The sequence below is a fragment of the Streptomyces sp. NPDC039430 genome, from assembly GCF_055639435.1.
In genome coordinates this window covers 127,248-144,168 of sequence record NZ_JBVKAK010000013.1, presented here as the reverse complement: position 1 = coordinate 144,168, position 16,921 = coordinate 127,248, and the positions used below count along the sequence as shown (strand labels likewise).

Here is a 16,921-nt window from a genome sequence, read left to right as displayed (position 1 = left end):
GGCTGGTCGGTACGCGCCGCCGGACCGGCCGGCGGCGCGTCACTGCTGTCTCAGCTGCCTTCGGTGATCTTCGGGGCAGGCTCGTTCTTGTAGTTGGCCGGACCGAAGTTGGCCTTCACGGCCTTCTCCCAGGAGCCGTCCGACTCCATCTTGGTCAGCGCGGCGTTGATCTTCTTCTGAAGGTCGGTGTCGCCCTTCTTGAGGCCGATGCCGTAGGGCTCGTCGCTGAGCTTGAGGCCCGCGAGCTTGAACTTGCCCTGGTGCTCCTGCTGCGAGGCGTAGCCCGCGAGGATGGAGTCGTCCGTGGTCAGGGCGTCAACGGCCTTGTTCTCCAGGCCGGTCAGGCACTCGGAGTAGCCGCCGACGTTCTGGAGGTCGGCCTTCGGCGCGAAGTCGTTCTTGACGTTCTGCGCCGAGGTGGAGCCGGTCACCGAGCAGAGCTTCTTGGAGTTCAGGTCGGCGGCCTTGGTGATGGAGCTGTCGTCCGAGCGGACCAGCAGGTCCTGGTGGGCGAGGAAGTACGGTCCCGCGAAGTCGACCTTCTTCTTGCGCTCGTCGTTGATCGTGTAGCTGGCGGCGACGAACGTCACGTCACCGTTGGAGATCAGGTTCTCGCGCTCGGCGCTGGGCGACTCTTTCCACTCGATGTTCTTGGCGTCGTAGCCCAGTTCCTTGGCGACATAGGTCGCGACATCGACGTCGAAGCCCGCGAACGTACCGTCCGGCTTCTTCAGGCCGAGGCCCGGCTGGTCGAACTTGATACCGATGGTGATCTTGTCGCCGCCACCGTTGCCGCTGTCCGCGCTGTCGCCGCCGCAGGCGGTGGCGGTCAGGGAGAGGACGACAACGGCGGCCGCCGCGGCGCTTGCCTTGCGAAGCTTCATGCGTGAACTTCCCTCGGGTGAGACGTGAACGAACCGGTTCTGCCGCACTCGGCAGAACCGTAAGCAGAGCCGTGATGAGCCGTGCGAACGATCCGGACGAAAGGATCCGGGCGAAAGAACCCGGGTGAGTGATCCGTGTCCAGAGCGGGGATCAGTGATGCAGGATCTTCGACAGGAAGTCCTTGGCGCGGTCGCTGCGCGGGTTGCTGAAGAACTCGTCGGGCGTGGCCTGTTCGACGATCCGGCCGTCCGCCATGAAGACGACCCGGTTCGCCGCGGAGCGCGCGAAACCCATCTCATGGGTGACGACGACCATCGTCATTCCGTCGCGCGCCAACTGCTGCATGACCTCAAGTACTTCATTGATCATCTCGGGGTCCAGCGCGGAGGTGGGCTCGTCGAAGAGCATCACCTTCGGGCCCATCGCCAGCGCCCGCGCGATGGCGACACGCTGCTGCTGGCCGCCCGAGAGCTGGGCCGGGTACTTGTCGGCCTGCGAGCCGACGCCCACGCGGTCGAGCAGCGCGCGCGCCTTCTCCTCGGCGTCCGCCTTGCTCGTCTTGCGGACCTTGATCTGGCCCAGCGTGACGTTCTCCAGCACCGTCTTGTGTGCGAAGAGGTTGAACGACTGGAAGACCATGCCGACATCGGCGCGCAGCCGGGCGAGCTCCCTGCCCTCCTCCGGCAGCGGCTTGCCGTCGATCGTGATCGCGCCCGAATCGATCGACTCCAGGCGGTTGATGGTGCGGCACAGTGTGGACTTGCCGGACCCGGAGGGCCCGATGACGACCACGACCTCGCCACGGGCGATGGTCAGGTCGATGTCCTGGAGCACATGCAGCGCGCCGAAGTGCTTGTTCACGTTGCTCAGTACGACCAGGTCACCCGTCGCGGGCACGGCGCCCTCGGCGCCCTTGGTCACTGACACTCCGCTCATCGGCTTTTTGCTCCGTCCTCCTCGGTTGGGAGGACCTTAGTCACGCACTGCGATCAGCGTCATTACATCTGAGCGGAAATTGAGCATAACGATCCGGCCGCAACCGGACACTCCGCGTGAAGAGGGCGGTGAGGGGAGTACCGGGTGGGTAACGGAAACCTTGGCGTAACGGGAAGACCCTTGACTGACCGTGCGCGATCGGCGTGGATGCCTGGTACGTACTAAGAGTGCGCGCAGAGTGCGACGTATTGACACGACCGACGTCGCGACCCGAACCGCGACCGTGAAGGGGGCCCGTGAGACTGCTGCTCGTGGAGGACGACGACCATGTGGCCGCCGCCCTGTCGGCCGTGCTCGCCAAGCATGGATTCCAGGTCGTACATGCCCGCAGCGGTGAGGAGGCGCTCCAGGCGGTGCTGCCCGCGGCCAACGTGGGCAAGACGCCGTTCTCGGTCGTCCTGCTCGACCTCGGACTGCCCGACCAGGACGGCTACCAGGTCTGCGGCAAGATCCGCAGGATCACCTCGACCCCGGTGATCATGGTGACCGCGCGGGCCGATGTCCGCTCCCGGATCCATGGCCTCAACCTGGGCGCCGACGACTACGTGGTCAAGCCGTACGACACCGGCGAACTGCTCGCCCGTATCCACGCCGTCAGCCGGCGCACCGTGAGCGGGGACGAACCGGCCCCCGCCCCCGAGGGCGCCCAGCGGCTCGGGCGCCTCAGCCTCGAACTGCCCACCCGGCGCGTGAGCGTGGACGGCACGGCCGTCCAGCTGACCCGCAAGGAGTTCGATCTGCTGGCCCTGCTCGCCCAGCGCCCCGGTGTGGTGTTCGGCCGCGAACAGATCATCAGCGAGGTCTGGCGCACCAGTTGGGAAGGCACGGGCCGCACGCTGGAGGTTCATGTGGCCTCCCTGCGCGGCAAGCTCGGTATGCCGGCGCTGATCGAGACCGTCCGGGGCGTCGGCTACCGCCTGGTCGTCCCCGGCGCGCACCAGGGGCCGTAACGCCCCGTGCGCACCCGACTGCTTCCGCTGCTCATCATCCTCATGGCGGGCGTGCTCCTCGCTCTGGGCTTCCCGCTCGCCGTGAGCCTCGCCGCCGCCGAGCAACAGCGTGTCGTCATCGACCGGATCGACGACACCTCGCGGGTCGCGGCCCTCGCCCAGTTCGTCTCCGAGAGCCGCCCGGGCGCCCAGGAACGGCGCGCGATGCTGGACGCGGAACTGACCAGGTACTACGAGGTGTACGGGGTCAGGGCGGGCGTCTTCTACCGCGACAACGGCGTCATGGCCCGCGCCCCGGAGGGCTGGAGCGTCCCCGCGGAGGGCCCCGCCCGGCAGTCCTTCGAGGAGGCGCTGCTCGGCCGCCGCAGCGGCGACCCCGAGCAGGTCTGGCCCTGGCAGAACGGCCGGCTGATCGTCGACTCGCCGGTCGTACGGGACGGAGACGTCGTCGCCGTCGTGGTGACCGACTCACCGACCGGCCAGATGCGTTCGCGCGTTCTCCGCGGCTGGCTGATCATCGCCGCGGGCGAGGCGGCGGCCATGCTGCTCGCCGTCGGGGCCGCGATCCGGCTGACCGGCTGGGTGCTCCGTCCGGTACGGGTACTGGACGCGGCCACCCACGACATCGCCACCGGCCGGATGAACTCCCGGGTCGCCGCGGCCGGTGGTCCGCCCGAGCTGCGACGGCTGGCCAGCTCCTTCAACGAGATGGCCGACAACGTCGAGGATGTGCTGGAGCAGCAGCGCGCCTTCGTGGCGGACGCCTCGCACCAGCTGCGCAATCCGCTCGCCGCGCTGCTGCTCCGTATCGAACTGCTCGGCCTCGAACTGCCCAAGGGGAACGAGGAGATCGCCTCCGTACGGACCGAGGGCAAGCGCCTCGCACAGGTCCTCGACGATCTGCTGGATCTGGCGCTGGCCGAGCACACCGCCGCGGATCTGCGGCTCACCGACATCGGTGAGCTGGCGGCCGAGCGGGTCGCCGCCTGGCGGGCCCTCGCCGAGGAGAAGGGCGTCAGGCTCACCGAGCACCGCGCCGCGGTCACCGCCTGGGCCGACCCCATCGCGCTCTCCAGCGCCCTGGACGCCGTGATCGACAACGCGCTCAAGTTCACCCCGGCCGGTGGGGAGGTCACGGTGACGGTGGCCCGCAACGGCACGACCTCGATGGTCGTCATCAACGACGGCGGTCCCGGTCTCACGGATGACGAGCTCGCCAGGATCGGGGACCGTTTCTGGCGCAGCAACCGCGACCAGAACATCAAGGGATCGGGCCTCGGCCTGTCGATCGCACGGGCCCTGCTCGCGGCCGGCGGCGGTTCGATCGACTACGAGCACGGCGAACCGCGCGGACTCCGGGTCACGCTCAGCGTTCCGAGATCATCCCCGACGGCCTGACCACAGCCCGCCCATGGCCCGACCCGACGGCATGATCAGGCGCTTGCCCGGCTGACGGGAGCTACGGCTTCTCCGACCGGTAGTACCGCTTGGCGCCCTCGTGCAGCGGCAGCGGGTCCGTATAGATCGCGGTCCGCAGATCCACCAGCTGGGCGGGATGCACCTCGTCGCCTATCCGGTCCCGGCTGTCGATGACCGTGCGGGTGAAGCCCTCCGTCAGCCCGGCGCTCATCCGGTCGGTGGTCACCAGCAGATTCGCCACCGCGACCGTCGATACCGCCGTGCCGTTCTGCGCCTTGCCGTACGCGTCGGCGGGTATCACCGCGGAGCGGTAGTAGCGGGACGCCGCCTCGCCCGAGGCATGCAGCCTGTCGACCAGCGCGGGCTCCAGCGGCACCAGCCGGATGTCGAAGCGCTCCGACAGGTCCTGTACCGCGCCGGTGGGCAGCCCGCCCGACCAGAAGAAGGCGTCCAGCTCGCCCCGTTCGAGCAGGCCCGGCATCGTGTCGATCCCGACCGAGAACGGGACGATGTCCTTCCGCGGATCGAGATCCGCCGCCGAGAGCACCCGGTCCGCTATCAGCCGGACCCCCGAGCCCTCCTGCCCCACGCCCACCTTCTTACCGCGCAGACCGGCGGTGGAGCGGATGTCCGAGTCCTTCGCGACGACCAGCTGCACATAGTCGTCGTACAGCCGGGCGCAGCCGCGCAGCCGGTCCGCGTCAGGCTTGCCGTCCTTCTGGTACTTGGCGACGGCGTCCGCGGTGGCGATGGTGAAATCGGCCTCGCCGGCCGCCACCCACGCGATGTTCTGCTGCGAGCCCTCGCTGGTCCTGAGCTGTATCGACACATCCGGCAGATCACGGGCGAGATCCTGCTTCAGGAGCGTTCCGTACCGCTGGTAGACCCCGGTCTTCACGCCCGTGCTGAACGTGACCGAGCCGGCCGGCGAGGACGTCCCGATCGGCAGCAGCCACCACAGCAGCAGCCCGAGCAGCACCAGCACCGCGGCGGCGCCCCGGAGAGCGCGGCCGCGGCTGATACGGGACACGGGGCCGAACATGTCCCGATCCTGTCAGCTCACTCCCCGTAATGGCCAGGCCTTGTCTTCTGCTCGCCACGGGCGCCGGGGGGAATCCCCGGGCAGCCGAACCGGGTGACCCCGTACCCTGGTGGGCGAGATGAGCGCGAAGACTTACGAGGTACGCACCTACGGGTGCCAGATGAACGTCCACGACTCCGAGCGGCTGTCGGGCCTGCTGGAGGGAGCCGGATACGTCCGCGCGCCCGAAGGCTCCGACGGGGACGCGGATGTCGTTGTCTTCAACACCTGCGCGGTGCGGGAGAACGCCGACAACAAGCTCTACGGCAATCTCGGCCGGCTGGCGCCGATGAAGACCAAGCGGCCGGGCATGCAGATCGCCGTCGGCGGCTGCCTGGCGCAGAAGGACCGCGACACGATCGTGACGCGCGCCCCCTGGGTCGATGTCGTGTTCGGTACGCACAACATCGGCAAGCTGCCGGTGCTCCTGGAGCGCGCACGGGTCCAGGAAGAGGCCCAGGTCGAGATCGCCGAGTCGCTGGAGGCCTTCCCCTCCACGCTGCCGACCCGCCGCGAGTCCGCCTACGCCGCGTGGGTCTCCATCTCCGTCGGCTGCAACAACACCTGCACCTTCTGCATCGTCCCCGCGCTGCGAGGCAAGGAGAAGGACCGCCGCCCCGGCGACATCCTGGCCGAGATCGAGGCGCTGGTCGCCGAAGGCGTCTCCGAGATCACGCTGCTGGGCCAGAACGTCAACGCGTACGGATCCGACATCGGCGACCGCGAGGCCTTCTCCAAGCTGCTGCGGGCCTGTGGCGCGATCGAGGGCCTGGAGCGGGTCCGCTTCACCTCACCGCACCCGCGCGACTTCACGGACGACGTGATCGCGGCGATGGCCGAGACGCCGAACGTGATGCCGCAGCTCCATATGCCGCTCCAGTCGGGCTCGGACACCATCCTGAAGGCGATGCGCCGCTCGTACCGGCAGGACCGGTATCTCGGCATCATCGACAAGGTGCGCGCCGCCATCCCGCACGCCGCCATCTCCACCGACATCATCGTGGGCTTCCCGGGCGAGACCGAGGAGGACTTCGAGCAGACCATGCGGGTCGTGCGCGAGGCGCGCTTCGCCCAGGCGTTCACCTTCCAGTACTCCAAGCGCCCCGGGACCCCGGCCGCCGAGATGGAGGGGCAGATCCCCAAGGCGGTCGTCCAGGAGCGCTATATGCGGCTGTCCGCCCTCCAGGAGGAGATCTCCTGGGAGGAGAACAAGACACAGGTCGGCAGGACGCTTGAGGTCATGGTCGCGGAGGGTGAGGGGCGCAAGGACGGTGCCACGCACCGGCTCTCCGGACGCGCCCCCGACAACCGCCTCGTGCACTTCACCAAGCCGGACGAGGAGGTGCGTCCCGGCGATGTGGTCACCGTCGAGATCACCTACGCCGCGCCGCACCACCTGCTCGCCGAGGGACCGACACGGAAGGTACGCCGTACCCGTGCCGGAGACGCCTGGGACCGGCGTAACGCGACCGAGGCGGCGAAACCGGCGGGTGTGCTGCTGGGGCTGCCCACGGTCGGGGTGCCGGCCCCGCTGCCGGCGGTGACGGGCGGCTGCTCCGTCGAGTGACGGGCCACCGCCCGCCGGGCGGACGCGCCTTCTCACCTGACGCGCCTTCTCACCTGACGGGCCCTCTGACCCGACGGGCCTTCTCACGGACAGGTCTTCTCACGGACGAGCTTCGGATCCGCTCGTCTAGGCTGCGGATCATGCTCGTAGCCGCCGCCGTGTGTCCCAGCCCGCCCCTGCTCGTACCCGCCGTGGCCGCCGGAGCCGCCCCCGAGCTCGATGCCGCGCGCGCCGCGTGTGCCGATGCCCTCGGGGTGCTGGCGGCCGCCAGGCCGCAACGGCTGATCGTCGTCGGGCCCGCCGAACGGGACCGCCGCGGGGAGCACCCTCCGGGGACCGCCGGGTCCTTCCGCGGCTTCGGCGTGGACCTCGATGTCGTACTGGGCGCGGGCCCGGCCGCGGCGGAAGCCGGCTCCGGTGAAAGCCCAGGTCGGGAACTCCCCGCGTCCCTGGCGGTCGCGGCCTGGCTGCTCGCACACACCCACTGGACCGCCGCTCCCGTCAGCGGACTGGGCGTGGGGGAACGCCTCGACGCCGAACGGTGCCTGCGGACGGGACGGGGGATCGCCGCGGAGGACGGCCGGGTGGCGCTGCTGGTGATGGGCGACGCCAGCGCGTGCCGCTCCCTGAAGGCGCCGGGCTATCTGGACGAACGGGCGGCCGGATTCGACAAGGAGGCCGCCAGGGCCCTGGGTACGGCGGACGTGGCGGCGCTGAAGGCGCTGGACGCGGAGCTGGCGTACGAACTCAAGGTGGCGGGCCGGGCGCCCTGGCAGGTGCTCGCGGGCGCCGCGGAAGAGGCCGGCCTGGGCGGCGAGCTGCTGTACGAGGCCGCGCCCTACGGCGTGGGGTATCTCGTCGCGGCCTGGTCGTAGAGCCTTCCCGGTACCGACGGGCCGTGACGGCGCCGATGGGCCGTGACGGCAGGCCCGGTCCGGAGTGCACAGCACCCGTGGGCGGACAAGGCGACGGCCGCGAAGCGCTGCGCGGCGCCCCGCGGCCGTCCCGGCCGGTGGTGTCCGGCCATTCTGTGCCGAGGATCAGGACAGAAACAGGAGAGGATCAGGAAGCGGGCGGCGGTGGCGGCGGAGTGGTGCCGTCATCCTTGTGAGCGAGCTTGCCCAAGGCGTCCTTGGCCTTGCCCGTCCCGCTGTCGATCTTGCCGCTGTACTTGCCCTTGGTCTTCTGATCGACCGTACGGGCGGCCTTCTCCAGCCCGTGCTCGATCTTGTCCCCGTGCTGCTGAGCGAGGTCAGCGACCTTGTTCTTGGCCGGGCCGATCTTGGCCTTCAATGAATCCAGGAAGCTCATGGGCCACCTTCCCTCGGAGAGACAACAGCCTACTTGCAGCCTACTTGCGGGTGCTCTTCCCGGCCTCATTGTCCGCCGCGGCCTCCGCCGACTGCTGCTTCGGGATCTCCAGGCCCTCGGCCGCCGCCGTCCCGGACCCGGCGCTCTCCGCAGGCTCGGCCGTCGCCGCTCCGGTCTCCCCGGATTCCGCCTCCGCCGCCACGACAGCGCTGTCCGCGGCGGAATCGGCCGTCGGAGTGGTGGCCGGTGCCTCTGGGGTTGACGCCTCGGACGCGGCTACCGACTTCCGGCGAAACCGTGAAAAAACACCCATATCTTCTCCATACATTACTCGTGGGGGCGAAATTCCGCGCCGCCCGGAGCGTCCCATTGCGCCGCCCAGGGGCACCGGCCAGAAAACCGGCGGCCGGAACCTCGCAACAGGCAACGAAGCCGACCGTGTGCCGTCACGTAACTCGTTCGGGGAGCGGCCTGTGTGTTTGCGAGACTGGGACAGTGAGAAGCGCAGCTACCCCACCGCGGGTCATCGCCGTCGTCGGTCCCACCGCGGCCGGCAAGTCAGATCTGGGCGTTCATCTCGCCCGGCAACTCGACGGTGATGTCGTCAACGCCGACTCCATGCAGCTCTACCGGGGGATGGATATCGGCACCGCCAAGCTGACGGCGGAGGAGCGTGCCGGCATCCCGCATCACCTCCTGGACATCTGGGAGGTCACCGAGACCGCCAGCGTCGCCGAGTACCAGCGGCGCGCGCGGGCGGAGATCGACCGGCTGCTCGCCGCGGGCCGTACCCCCGTCCTGGTGGGCGGCTCCGGACTGTACGTACGCGGTGCCATCGACGCCCTCGACTTCCCCGGCACCGACCCCGAGGTGCGCTCCCGGCTGGAGAGCGAGCTCACTTTGCGCGGGTCCGGCGCCCTGCACGCCCGGCTGTCCGCCGCCGATCCCCAGGCCGGCCGCGCGATCCTGCCCAGCAACGGCCGCCGTATCGTCCGGGCACTGGAGGTGATCGAGATCACCGGCAAGCCGTTCACCGCCAATCTGCCGGGCCATGACTCGGTCTACGACACCGTGCAGATCGGCGTCGATGTCGCCCGCCCCGAGCTGGACGCGCGGATCACACAGCGCGTGGACCGGATGTGGGACGCGGGACTGGTGGACGAGGTACGGGGCCTGGAGGACCGGGGCCTGCGCCAAGGACGCACCGCCTCGCGCGCGCTCGGCTACCAGCAGGTGCTCGCGGCGCTCGCGGGGGAGTGCACCGACGACGAGGCGCGCGCCGAAACCGTACGCGCCACCAAGCGCTTCGCGCGCCGCCAGGACTCCTGGTTCCGCCGCGACGCGCGGGTCCACTGGCTGGGCGGCGGATCGGAGCACAGGGAGGAACTGCCGCGCCGGGCGCTGGCGTTGGTCGAACGAGCGGTCACAGCCTGATCACGTGATGGCATCGGGACGCTCCGTGCGCCCTCGCGGTACCTCCGGGCGTGCCATCATCGAGCATCGATCGACCATCGGGCATCGATCGACCAGTGAAGTCCGATTGGGGAGGGCGCGTGGCGATGGAGGCCGGCCCTCGCGACAGAGAACCCACGGCACCGGGCATTCCGGAAGCCTCTCCCGGGCTGAGCCCGGACGGGCCGGAGGACGAGACCACGCCCCCGGAGGTCGAGACCCCGGAGGTCGAGGTCGAGCTGCGTCCCCAGCGTCGGCTGCGGATCTGGCAGCTCGCCCCGATCGTGGGGCTCGCCGCGATCGGCTCGCTGATGTTCGCCTTCCCCCTCGCCTTCGGCACCGGGGACGGCGGCGCGGTCGTCGCCATGCTGGGGCTGCTGATCAGCTGCTGCGCGGCGGGCTGGGGCATGATGGCCGCCCGCAGGGTCGGCCACACCTGGCCGGGCCTGCCGACCCGCGCCTCCGGCGAACGCCCCGACTGGCGGGTCATCGCCCTGTACCTCTCCGTGGCCGCGGCCCTCGTCGCCCTCGCCGTCTGGCGGGTCGCCCGGCTGCGCTGACCGCGCGGTCGTGATGTCGGACCCGGCTCGTACGATGGATCCCGTGAGCACTTCCCCGACCACGCCGGTCGCCTTCCTCAAGGGACACGGGACCGAGAACGACTTCGTGATCGTGCCCGACCCGGACAACGCCATCGACCTGCCTCCGCATGTCGTCGCCGCCCTGTGCGACCGCCGGGCCGGCATCGGCGGCGACGGGCTGCTGCATGTCGTACGGTCCGCCGCGCATTCCGAGGCGCGCGCCATGGCAGGTGAGGCGGAGTGGTTCATGGACTACCGCAACGCCGACGGGTCCGTCGCCGAGATGTGCGGCAACGGCGTGCGGGTCTTCGCCCGCTATCTCCAGCGGGCCGGCCATGTGACGGCGGGCGATCTGCCGGTGGCCACGCGCGGCGGCGTGAAGTGGGCGCATCTCCCCAAGAGCGCCGCGAGCGCCGCGAGCGCCATGAGCGGCACGATCACCGCGAGCACGGACGACAGCGCGGACAGCGCGGCAGGGGCCGAGGACGGCGGCATCACGGTCCGTATGGGACGTGCGGTGCTCCCCGCCGACGCGGTGACCGTGGCCGTGGGCGGCCGGGAGTGGCCCGCGCGGAACGTCAACATGGGCAATCCGCACGCGGTCGCCTTCGTGGAGGAGCTTGCACACGCCGGGGACCTGTTCTCCGAGCCGCCGGTCAGCCCCGCGTCCGTCTACCCGGACGGAGTGAACGTCGAATTCGTCGTCGACCGCGGCCCCCGCCATGTCGCCATGCGCGTCCATGAGCGCGGCTCGGGCGAGACCCGCTCGTGTGGTACGGGCGCCTGCGCCGTGGCCGTCGCCGCGGCCCGCAGGGACGGCACCGATCCCGCGGTGACCGGAGCCCCCGTCACCTACACCGTGGACCTGCCCGGCGGACGGCTCGTCATCACGGAGCACCCGGACGGCGAGATCGAGATGACAGGACCCGCCGTCATCGTCGCGGAGGGGCACATCGATCCGGCCTGGCTCGAAACGGCCTTCGCAACTCGCCCTGAAGCTCGCTCGAATGGGTGATCCGTTTCACGCCGGGCGAGAGCGGGACTGCTCCACGTGGTGGGCTCGGTAGCATCAAGCACCGGCCCGGAGGGCGCCCTTGCTCTTCACCGCCGGTCGAAGCTGCCGGAGGTGCCCATGAGTGCAGAGGCCGCCAACCCTGGTGCCCAGATCAGTCGCAGACGCGGCCTTCCCCGGATCGACCTGCGCAGAATCGGCCGGGCCGCGTTACTGGGCCCCACCTCAAGGGGCCGGCTGCCCGACGCCATGGGCCATGTCGCGGACGCCCACCGCGCACACCACCCGGACGCCGACCTCGGCGTGCTGCACAAGGCGTATGTCCTCGCCGAGGCCTCGCACCGCGGGCAGTTCCGCAAGAGCGGCGAGCCGTACATCACGCATCCGCTGGCCGTGACCCTGATCCTCGCCGAACTGGGCGCCGAGACCACGACTTTGACGGCCTCTCTCCTCCACGACACCGTGGAGGACACCGACGTGACGCTCGATCAGGTGCGCGCGGAGTTCGGTGAAGAGGTCTGCTATCTGGTCGACGGGGTCACCAAACTGGAGAAGGTCGACTACGGCGCCGCCGCGGAGCCCGAGACGTTCCGCAAGATGCTCGTGGCCACTGGCAACGATGTCCGAGTGATGTCGATCAAGCTCGCGGACCGGCTGCACAACATGCGGACCCTCGGTGTGATGCGCCCCGAGAAACAGGCCCGTATCGCCAAGGTCACCCGCGACGTCCTCATCCCGCTCGCCGAACGCCTCGGTGTGCAGGCCCTCAAGACCGAGCTGGAGGACCTGGTCTTCGCCATCCTCCACCCCGAGGAGTACGCGCACACCCGTGCCCTGATCGCCGACAACGCCACCGCGGGGGACGCTCTCGCGGCGATCTCCGAGGACGTCAGGAAGGTGTTGCGCGAAGCGGGCATCGCCGCCGAAGTCCTCGTACGGCCGCGGCACTTCGTCTCCGTACACCGGTCCGGGCTGAAACGCGGCGAGCTGCGCGGCACGGACTTCGGACGGCTGCTGGTGCTCGTCGGCGAGGACGCCGACTGTTACGCGGTCCTGGGCGAGCTGCACACCTGTTTCACGCCGGTCATCTCCGAGTTCAAGGACTTCATCGCCGCGCCCAAGTTCAACCTGTACCAGTCGCTGCACACCGCGGTGGCCGGCCCCGACGGGGCGGTCGCCGAAGTCCTCATCCGTACGCACCAGATGCACAAGGTCGCCGAGGCGGGGGTCGTCGCCCTCGGCAATCCGTACGCGTCCGTGGAGAACGCGAACGCGCCGGACGGTACGGGATCCGCCTCCGGGACCGCCGCCCCGGCCGGTACCGCGACGGAGTCCGCCGGGGAGCCGCAGGACGGCGAGCGCGCCGACCCGACCAGGCCCGGCTGGCTCTCGCGGCTGCTGGAGTGGCAGCAGGCGGCGCCCGACCCGGACACCTTCTGGACCACGCTCCGCGCGGACCTCGCCCAGGACCGGGAGATCAGCGTCTTCCGCGCCGAGGGCGGCATGCTCGGGCTCCCGGCCGGGGCGACCTGCGTGGACGCCGCGTACGCGCAGTACGGCGAGGCCGCGCACGGCTGCATCGGGGCGCGCGTCAACGGCCGGCTGGCGACACTCAGCACCGTCCTGAGCGACGGCGACACCGTCCAGCTGCTGCTGGACGGCGACGCGGTCTCGGGGCCGTCCCCTGAGTGGCTGAGCCACGCCCGTACCGCCGCCGCCCGGATCGCGATCACGGGATGGCTCGCGGCGCACCCGGAAACGGTGGGGCTCCCCGCCGCCACGCCCCGCGCGGCCCTCGCCGTCAGCACGGGCCGGCGGGACGTCGCCAACGCCGTGGTGGACCTGCCGGGCGCGACGGTCCGGCTGGCGGGCTGCTGCACGCCCGTACCCCCCGACGCCGTCACCGGCTTCGCGGTCCGCGGCGGCGTGGTCACCGTCCACCGGCAGGAGTGCCGGGCGGTGGAACGGATGCGGGCTCTCGACCGCGCCCCCGTCGCGGTGAGCTGGGGAGACGCGCCGGAGTGCCGGGTCACGCTGTACGCCGAGTCCTTCGGGCGTCCGCGGCTGCTCGCCGATCTCACGGAAGCCATCGCCACGGCGGGCGCCGCGATCGTCGCGGCCACCGTGGAGCCCCCCAGCGAACAGCGCGTACGGCACACGTACACGCTGGAGCTGCCGGACGCGGCGGGCCTGCCCGGTCTGATGCGGGCGATGCGCGACGTACCGGGGGTGTACGACGTCAGCCGCGCCCAGCAGCCGGCGACGGCCTGACCCTTCCGCCGGGTGTGTCCGTCGATCACGACGGCGCTCGTCCGATCACGACGGCGCTCGTCCGGCCACGGGAGTGCTCGTCCGGCCAGGACGGTGTTCGTCAACCGTGTGCCGATCGGCATCCGGCCCGTGCCCGCGCTCTGACCTGCCCCTTTCGGGTGGGTGCGGAGCGCGCCGTCACGGTGCGCCAGGGAGGCGCTGGTAGCCGTGGGGCATGCTCCTCACCAACCGCCGACTGCGCGCCGCCCTGCTGGCCGCCGCCTCGGTCTCCCTCGTCGCCGCGACCCTGCCCGCCCCCGAGCCGCTCGGCATCGGCGATCCGCTCTTCCCGCGGCTCGGCAACCCCGGCTACGACGTGCTCACCTACGACCTCGACTTCACCTACGGCGGCGACAACACCAAGCCGCTGGACGCCGTCACCAAGATCGACGCCCAGACGACCCAGCGGCTGCAACGGATCAACCTGGACTTCACCCACGGAAAGGTCCGCTCGGTCCAGGTGAACGGCGCGGCGGCGCGCTTCGCGACGGCCGGTGAGGATCTGGTGATCACCCCGGCCGCGCCGGTCGAGGACGGCGCGCGGATGCGGATCACCGTCAGCCACACCAGCGACCCCACGGGCAACCGCGGCGGCTGGGTACGGACCGGCGACGGACTGGCGATGACCAACCAGGCCGACGCCGCCCACCGCGTCTTCCCCAGCAACGACCACCCCGCCGACAAGGCCTACTTCACCTTCCGGATCACCGCGCCCGCACGGCTGACCGCCGTGGCCAACGGCGTACAGGAAGGCAGGGCACGCGCGGGCGCGATCGCCACCTGGACCTACCGCACCCACCACCCCATGGCCACCGAACTGGCCCAGGTCTCCATCGGTGACTCGGCCGTGGTGCGTCGCCAGGGGCCCGGCGGACTGCCCGTACGGGACGTGGTGCCGGCCGCGGACCGCCAGAGGCTGGAGCCGTGGCTCAAGAAGACGCCGGACCAGATCGGCTGGATGGAGCGGCAGGTCGGGCCGTACCCGTTCGAGAACTACGGTGTGCTGGTCGCGGGCGCCGACACCGGCTTCGAGCTGGAGACCCAGACCCTCTCGCTCTTCGAGCGCTCCCTGTTCACCCAGCCCGGATACCCGGAGTGGTACGTCGACTCGGTCATGGTCCATGAGCTGGCCCACCAGTGGTTCGGCGACAGCGTCTCCCCGCGCAGGTGGTCCGACCTCTGGCTGAACGAGGGACACGCCACCTGGTACGAGATGCGCTACGCGCAGGAGCACGCCGGGCAGTCGATGGAGACCCGGATGCGGGAGGCGTACCGGCAGTCCAACGGCTGGCGCGCGGCGGGCGGCCCTCCGGCGAGCCCGAAACCGCCGGTGGAGGGGCAGCCGATCAGCCTGTTCCGGCCGGTGATGTACGACGGCAGCGCGCTGGTGCTGTACGCGCTGCGCCATGAGGTCGGCGAGCAGGCCTTCGCCCGCCTGGAACGGGACTGGGTACGGATCCACCGGGACGGGACGGCGACGACGGCGGACTTCACCGAACTGGCGTCGTCCGTCGCGGGGCGTGATCTGTCCGCGTTCTTCACGGCGTGGCTGTACCGGCAGAAGACTCCGCCGATGCCCGGCCACCCCGACTGGCGCTCCGAGGCACCGGCCGGCAACCAGAACGCCCCGCGGAACCGGCACGCCGTACCGGACCGGACGCCCCACGGCACCGGGGCACCGCACGGCACCGGGGCGCCGCACGGGAACAGGGCGTGAAACCCGAGTGACGGCCGGACGGAACCGTGTCACCATCGAATGGTCGACGACGCGGTCGGGAATCATTTCCCGTCGTCACGCGTTGTGACTGACGTAGCGGATTTCTCTTCGACGTAAGGATCCAATGACCTCCTCTTCCTCCCCTTCCCAGGACGTACAGCGTTTCGCGGACCCCCGCACGGAAAGCCTTCGGGCCGATGCCCTGATGGAAGAGGACGTCGCCTGGAGCCAAGAGATCGACGGAGACCGGGACGGCGATCAGTTCGACCGTTCCGAGCGCGCCGCGCTACGGCGTGTGGCGGGCCTTTCCACAGAGCTGGAAGACGTCACCGAGGTCGAGTACCGGCAGCTGCGCCTGGAGCGCGTGGTGCTGGTCGGCGTATGGACCTCGGGGACCGTACAGGACGCCGAGAACTCACTCGCGGAGCTGGCGGCGCTCGCCGAGACGGCGGGTGCGCTCGTGCTCGACGGTGTGATCCAGCGCCGTGACAAGCCGGATCCGGCCACGTACATCGGCTCGGGCAAGGCCCAGGAGCTGCGGGACATCGTGCTGGAGAGCGGCGCCGACACCGTCGTCTGCGACGGTGAACTGAGCCCCGGCCAGCTGATCCATCTCGAAGACGTCGTCAAGGTCAAGGTCGTCGACCGTACGGCCCTGATCCTGGACATCTTCGCCCAGCACGCCAAGTCCCGTGAGGGCAAGGCGCAGGTCGCGCTGGCACAGATGCAGTACATGCTGCCGCGCCTGCGCGGCTGGGGTCAGTCGCTGTCCCGTCAGATGGGTGGCGGCGGCGGTGGCGGCATGGCCACCCGCGGTCCCGGTGAGACCAAGATCGAGACGGACCGGCGGCGCATCCGCGAGAAGATGGCGAAGATGCGCCGGGAGATCGCGGCCATGAAGACCGGCCGCGAGATCAAGCGGCAGGAGCGGCGGCGCAACAAGGTGCCGTCGGTCGCGATCGCCGGATACACCAACGCGGGCAAGTCCTCACTGCTCAACCGGCTCACCGGCGCGGGCGTGCTGGTGGAGAACGCGCTGTTCGCCACCCTCGACCCGACCGTGCGCCGGGCCGAGACCCCGAGCGGCCGGATCTACACCCTGGCCGACACGGTCGGATTCGTCCGGCATCTGCCGCATCACCTCGTCGAGGCGTTCCGCTCCACGATGGAAGAGGTCGGTGACTCCGATCTGATCGTGCACGTGGTGGACGGTTCGCACCCCGCGCCGGAGGAGCAACTCGCCGCCGTGCGTGAGGTGATCCGCGATGTGGGCGCGGTGAACGTACGCGAGATCGTGGTGATCAACAAGGCCGACGCGGCCGATCCGCTGGTGGTCCAGCGGCTGCTGCGCGCGGAGCGGTACGCGATCGCCGTCTCGGCGCGTACCGGCCAGGGGATTGGCGAGCTGCTCACGCTCATCGACGAGGAGCTGCCCAGGCCCGAGGTCGAGGTCGAGGTGCTTCTCCCGTACACCGAGGGCTCGTTGGTCTCCCGGGTCCATGCCGAGGGCGAGGTGCTCTCCGAGGAACACGCCCCGGAGGGCACGGTCCTCAAGGCGCGTGTCCATGAGGAGCTGGCCGCCGCGCTCGCTCCGTATGTACCGGTGGCCGGCTGACCGCAGGCCCCGGGGTCCGTACAGG

The 16,921-nt window shown here is 70.4% G+C and carries 15 protein-coding genes; 10 read left to right on the top strand and 5 right to left on the bottom strand.

Annotation, left to right across the window (positions count from 1 at the left end):
• Positions 1-50: 50 nt before the first annotated feature.
• Positions 51-884, bottom strand: coding sequence for a glutamate ABC transporter substrate-binding protein (locus tag ACZ7LS_RS28225; RefSeq protein ID WP_382523386.1), 834 nt, complete (start codon positions 882-884; stop codon positions 51-53).
• Between the two features lie 151 nt (positions 885-1,035).
• On the bottom strand, positions 1,036-1,821 hold the full coding sequence (locus ACZ7LS_RS28220) for an amino acid ABC transporter ATP-binding protein (protein WP_129773642.1): 786 nt from the start codon (positions 1,819-1,821) through the stop codon (positions 1,036-1,038).
• Positions 1,822-2,117: 296 nt separating this feature from the next.
• On the opposite strand from ACZ7LS_RS28220, the gene ACZ7LS_RS28215 reads away from it, so the two are divergent.
• Complete coding sequence (locus ACZ7LS_RS28215) at positions 2,118-2,831, top strand: response regulator transcription factor (protein ID WP_382523389.1); 714 nt, start codon at positions 2,118-2,120, stop codon at positions 2,829-2,831.
• A 6-nt stretch (positions 2,832-2,837) separates the two neighbouring features.
• Positions 2,838-4,229 carry a sensor histidine kinase gene (locus ACZ7LS_RS28210; RefSeq protein ID WP_382879824.1) on the top strand — a complete coding sequence of 464 codons (1,392 nt, stop codon included), beginning with the start codon at positions 2,838-2,840 and terminating at the stop codon, positions 4,227-4,229.
• Between the two features lie 61 nt (positions 4,230-4,290).
• On the opposite strand, the gene ACZ7LS_RS28205 is transcribed toward ACZ7LS_RS28210, so the two are convergent.
• Entirely contained in the window at positions 4,291-5,292 is a 1,002-nt protein-coding gene (locus tag ACZ7LS_RS28205) for a TAXI family TRAP transporter solute-binding subunit (RefSeq protein WP_385134534.1), read from the bottom strand.
• 118 nt (positions 5,293-5,410) lie between these two features.
• On the opposite strand from ACZ7LS_RS28205, the gene miaB reads away from it, so the two are divergent.
• Positions 5,411-6,898 (top strand): tRNA (N6-isopentenyl adenosine(37)-C2)-methylthiotransferase MiaB, encoded by a 1,488-nt coding sequence (gene miaB / locus ACZ7LS_RS28200; RefSeq protein WP_382523398.1) that lies wholly within the window; start codon positions 5,411-5,413, stop codon positions 6,896-6,898.
• Positions 6,899-7,038: 140 nt separating this feature from the next.
• Positions 7,039-7,773, top strand: a complete 735-nt coding sequence (locus tag ACZ7LS_RS28195) for a class III extradiol dioxygenase subunit B-like domain-containing protein (RefSeq protein WP_382523401.1) — start codon at positions 7,039-7,041, stop codon at positions 7,771-7,773.
• A gap of 187 nt (positions 7,774-7,960) precedes the next feature.
• On the opposite strand, the gene ACZ7LS_RS28190 is transcribed toward ACZ7LS_RS28195, so the two are convergent.
• Both ACZ7LS_RS28190 and ACZ7LS_RS28185 read right to left on the bottom strand, forming a co-directional pair.
• Positions 7,961-8,209 carry an antitoxin gene (locus ACZ7LS_RS28190; RefSeq protein ID WP_382523404.1) on the bottom strand — a complete coding sequence of 83 codons (249 nt, stop codon included), beginning with the start codon at positions 8,207-8,209 and terminating at the stop codon, positions 7,961-7,963.
• A 40-nt stretch (positions 8,210-8,249) separates the two neighbouring features.
• Positions 8,250-8,411 (bottom strand): gliding motility protein, encoded by a 162-nt coding sequence (locus ACZ7LS_RS28185; RefSeq protein ID WP_382523407.1) that lies wholly within the window; start codon positions 8,409-8,411, stop codon positions 8,250-8,252.
• A 293-nt stretch (positions 8,412-8,704) separates the two neighbouring features.
• Here ACZ7LS_RS28185 and miaA point away from each other — a divergent pair, with 293 nt between their 5' ends.
• The 6 genes from miaA (at position 8,705) to hflX (ending at position 16,896) form a co-directional block, all read left to right on the top strand.
• Entirely contained in the window at positions 8,705-9,643 is a 939-nt protein-coding gene (miaA, locus tag ACZ7LS_RS28180; protein ID WP_385134531.1) for a tRNA (adenosine(37)-N6)-dimethylallyltransferase MiaA, read from the top strand.
• Positions 9,644-9,768: 125 nt separating this feature from the next.
• Positions 9,769-10,221 carry a hypothetical protein gene (locus ACZ7LS_RS28175; RefSeq protein ID WP_382523703.1) on the top strand — a complete coding sequence of 151 codons (453 nt, stop codon included), beginning with the start codon at positions 9,769-9,771 and terminating at the stop codon, positions 10,219-10,221.
• Between the two features lie 34 nt (positions 10,222-10,255).
• On the top strand, positions 10,256-11,257 hold the full coding sequence (gene dapF, locus ACZ7LS_RS28170) for a diaminopimelate epimerase (protein WP_385134529.1): 1,002 nt from the start codon (positions 10,256-10,258) through the stop codon (positions 11,255-11,257).
• A gap of 117 nt (positions 11,258-11,374) precedes the next feature.
• Complete coding sequence (locus ACZ7LS_RS28165; protein ID WP_382671901.1) at positions 11,375-13,525, top strand: RelA/SpoT family protein; 2,151 nt, start codon at positions 11,375-11,377, stop codon at positions 13,523-13,525.
• Between the two features lie 214 nt (positions 13,526-13,739).
• A complete protein-coding gene (locus ACZ7LS_RS28160) occupies positions 13,740-15,281 on the top strand; it encodes a M1 family metallopeptidase (RefSeq protein WP_385134526.1) in 1,542 nt (513 codons plus the stop codon).
• Positions 15,282-15,405: 124 nt separating this feature from the next.
• Positions 15,406-16,896 carry a GTPase HflX gene (gene hflX / locus ACZ7LS_RS28155; protein WP_382523422.1) on the top strand — a complete coding sequence of 497 codons (1,491 nt, stop codon included), beginning with the start codon at positions 15,406-15,408 and terminating at the stop codon, positions 16,894-16,896.
• Positions 16,897-16,921: the final 25 nt, after the last annotated feature.

Bases quoted from the DNA above. Each gene is read 5' to 3' on its own strand.
- ACZ7LS_RS28225 (WP_382523386.1), bottom strand. From the start codon at position 884: ATGAAGCTTCGCAAGGCAAGCGCCGCGGCGGCCGCCGTTGTCGTCCTC.
- ACZ7LS_RS28220 (WP_129773642.1), bottom strand. From the start codon at position 1,821: ATGAGCGGAGTGTCAGTGACCAAGGGCGCCGAGGGCGCCGTGCCCGCG.
- ACZ7LS_RS28205 (WP_385134534.1), bottom strand. From the start codon at position 5,292: ATGTTCGGCCCCGTGTCCCGTATCAGCCGCGGCCGCGCTCTCCGGGGC.
- miaB (WP_382523398.1), top strand. From the start codon at position 5,411: ATGAGCGCGAAGACTTACGAGGTACGCACCTACGGGTGCCAGATGAAC.
- ACZ7LS_RS28195 (WP_382523401.1), top strand. From the start codon at position 7,039: ATGCTCGTAGCCGCCGCCGTGTGTCCCAGCCCGCCCCTGCTCGTACCC.
- ACZ7LS_RS28190 (WP_382523404.1), bottom strand. From the start codon at position 8,209: ATGAGCTTCCTGGATTCATTGAAGGCCAAGATCGGCCCGGCCAAGAAC.
- ACZ7LS_RS28175 (WP_382523703.1), top strand. From the start codon at position 9,769: ATGGAGGCCGGCCCTCGCGACAGAGAACCCACGGCACCGGGCATTCCG.
- dapF (WP_385134529.1), top strand. From the start codon at position 10,256: ATGGATCCCGTGAGCACTTCCCCGACCACGCCGGTCGCCTTCCTCAAG.
- ACZ7LS_RS28165 (WP_382671901.1), top strand. From the start codon at position 11,375: ATGAGTGCAGAGGCCGCCAACCCTGGTGCCCAGATCAGTCGCAGACGC.
- ACZ7LS_RS28160 (WP_385134526.1), top strand. From the start codon at position 13,740: ATGCTCCTCACCAACCGCCGACTGCGCGCCGCCCTGCTGGCCGCCGCC.
- hflX (WP_382523422.1), top strand. From the start codon at position 15,406: ATGACCTCCTCTTCCTCCCCTTCCCAGGACGTACAGCGTTTCGCGGAC.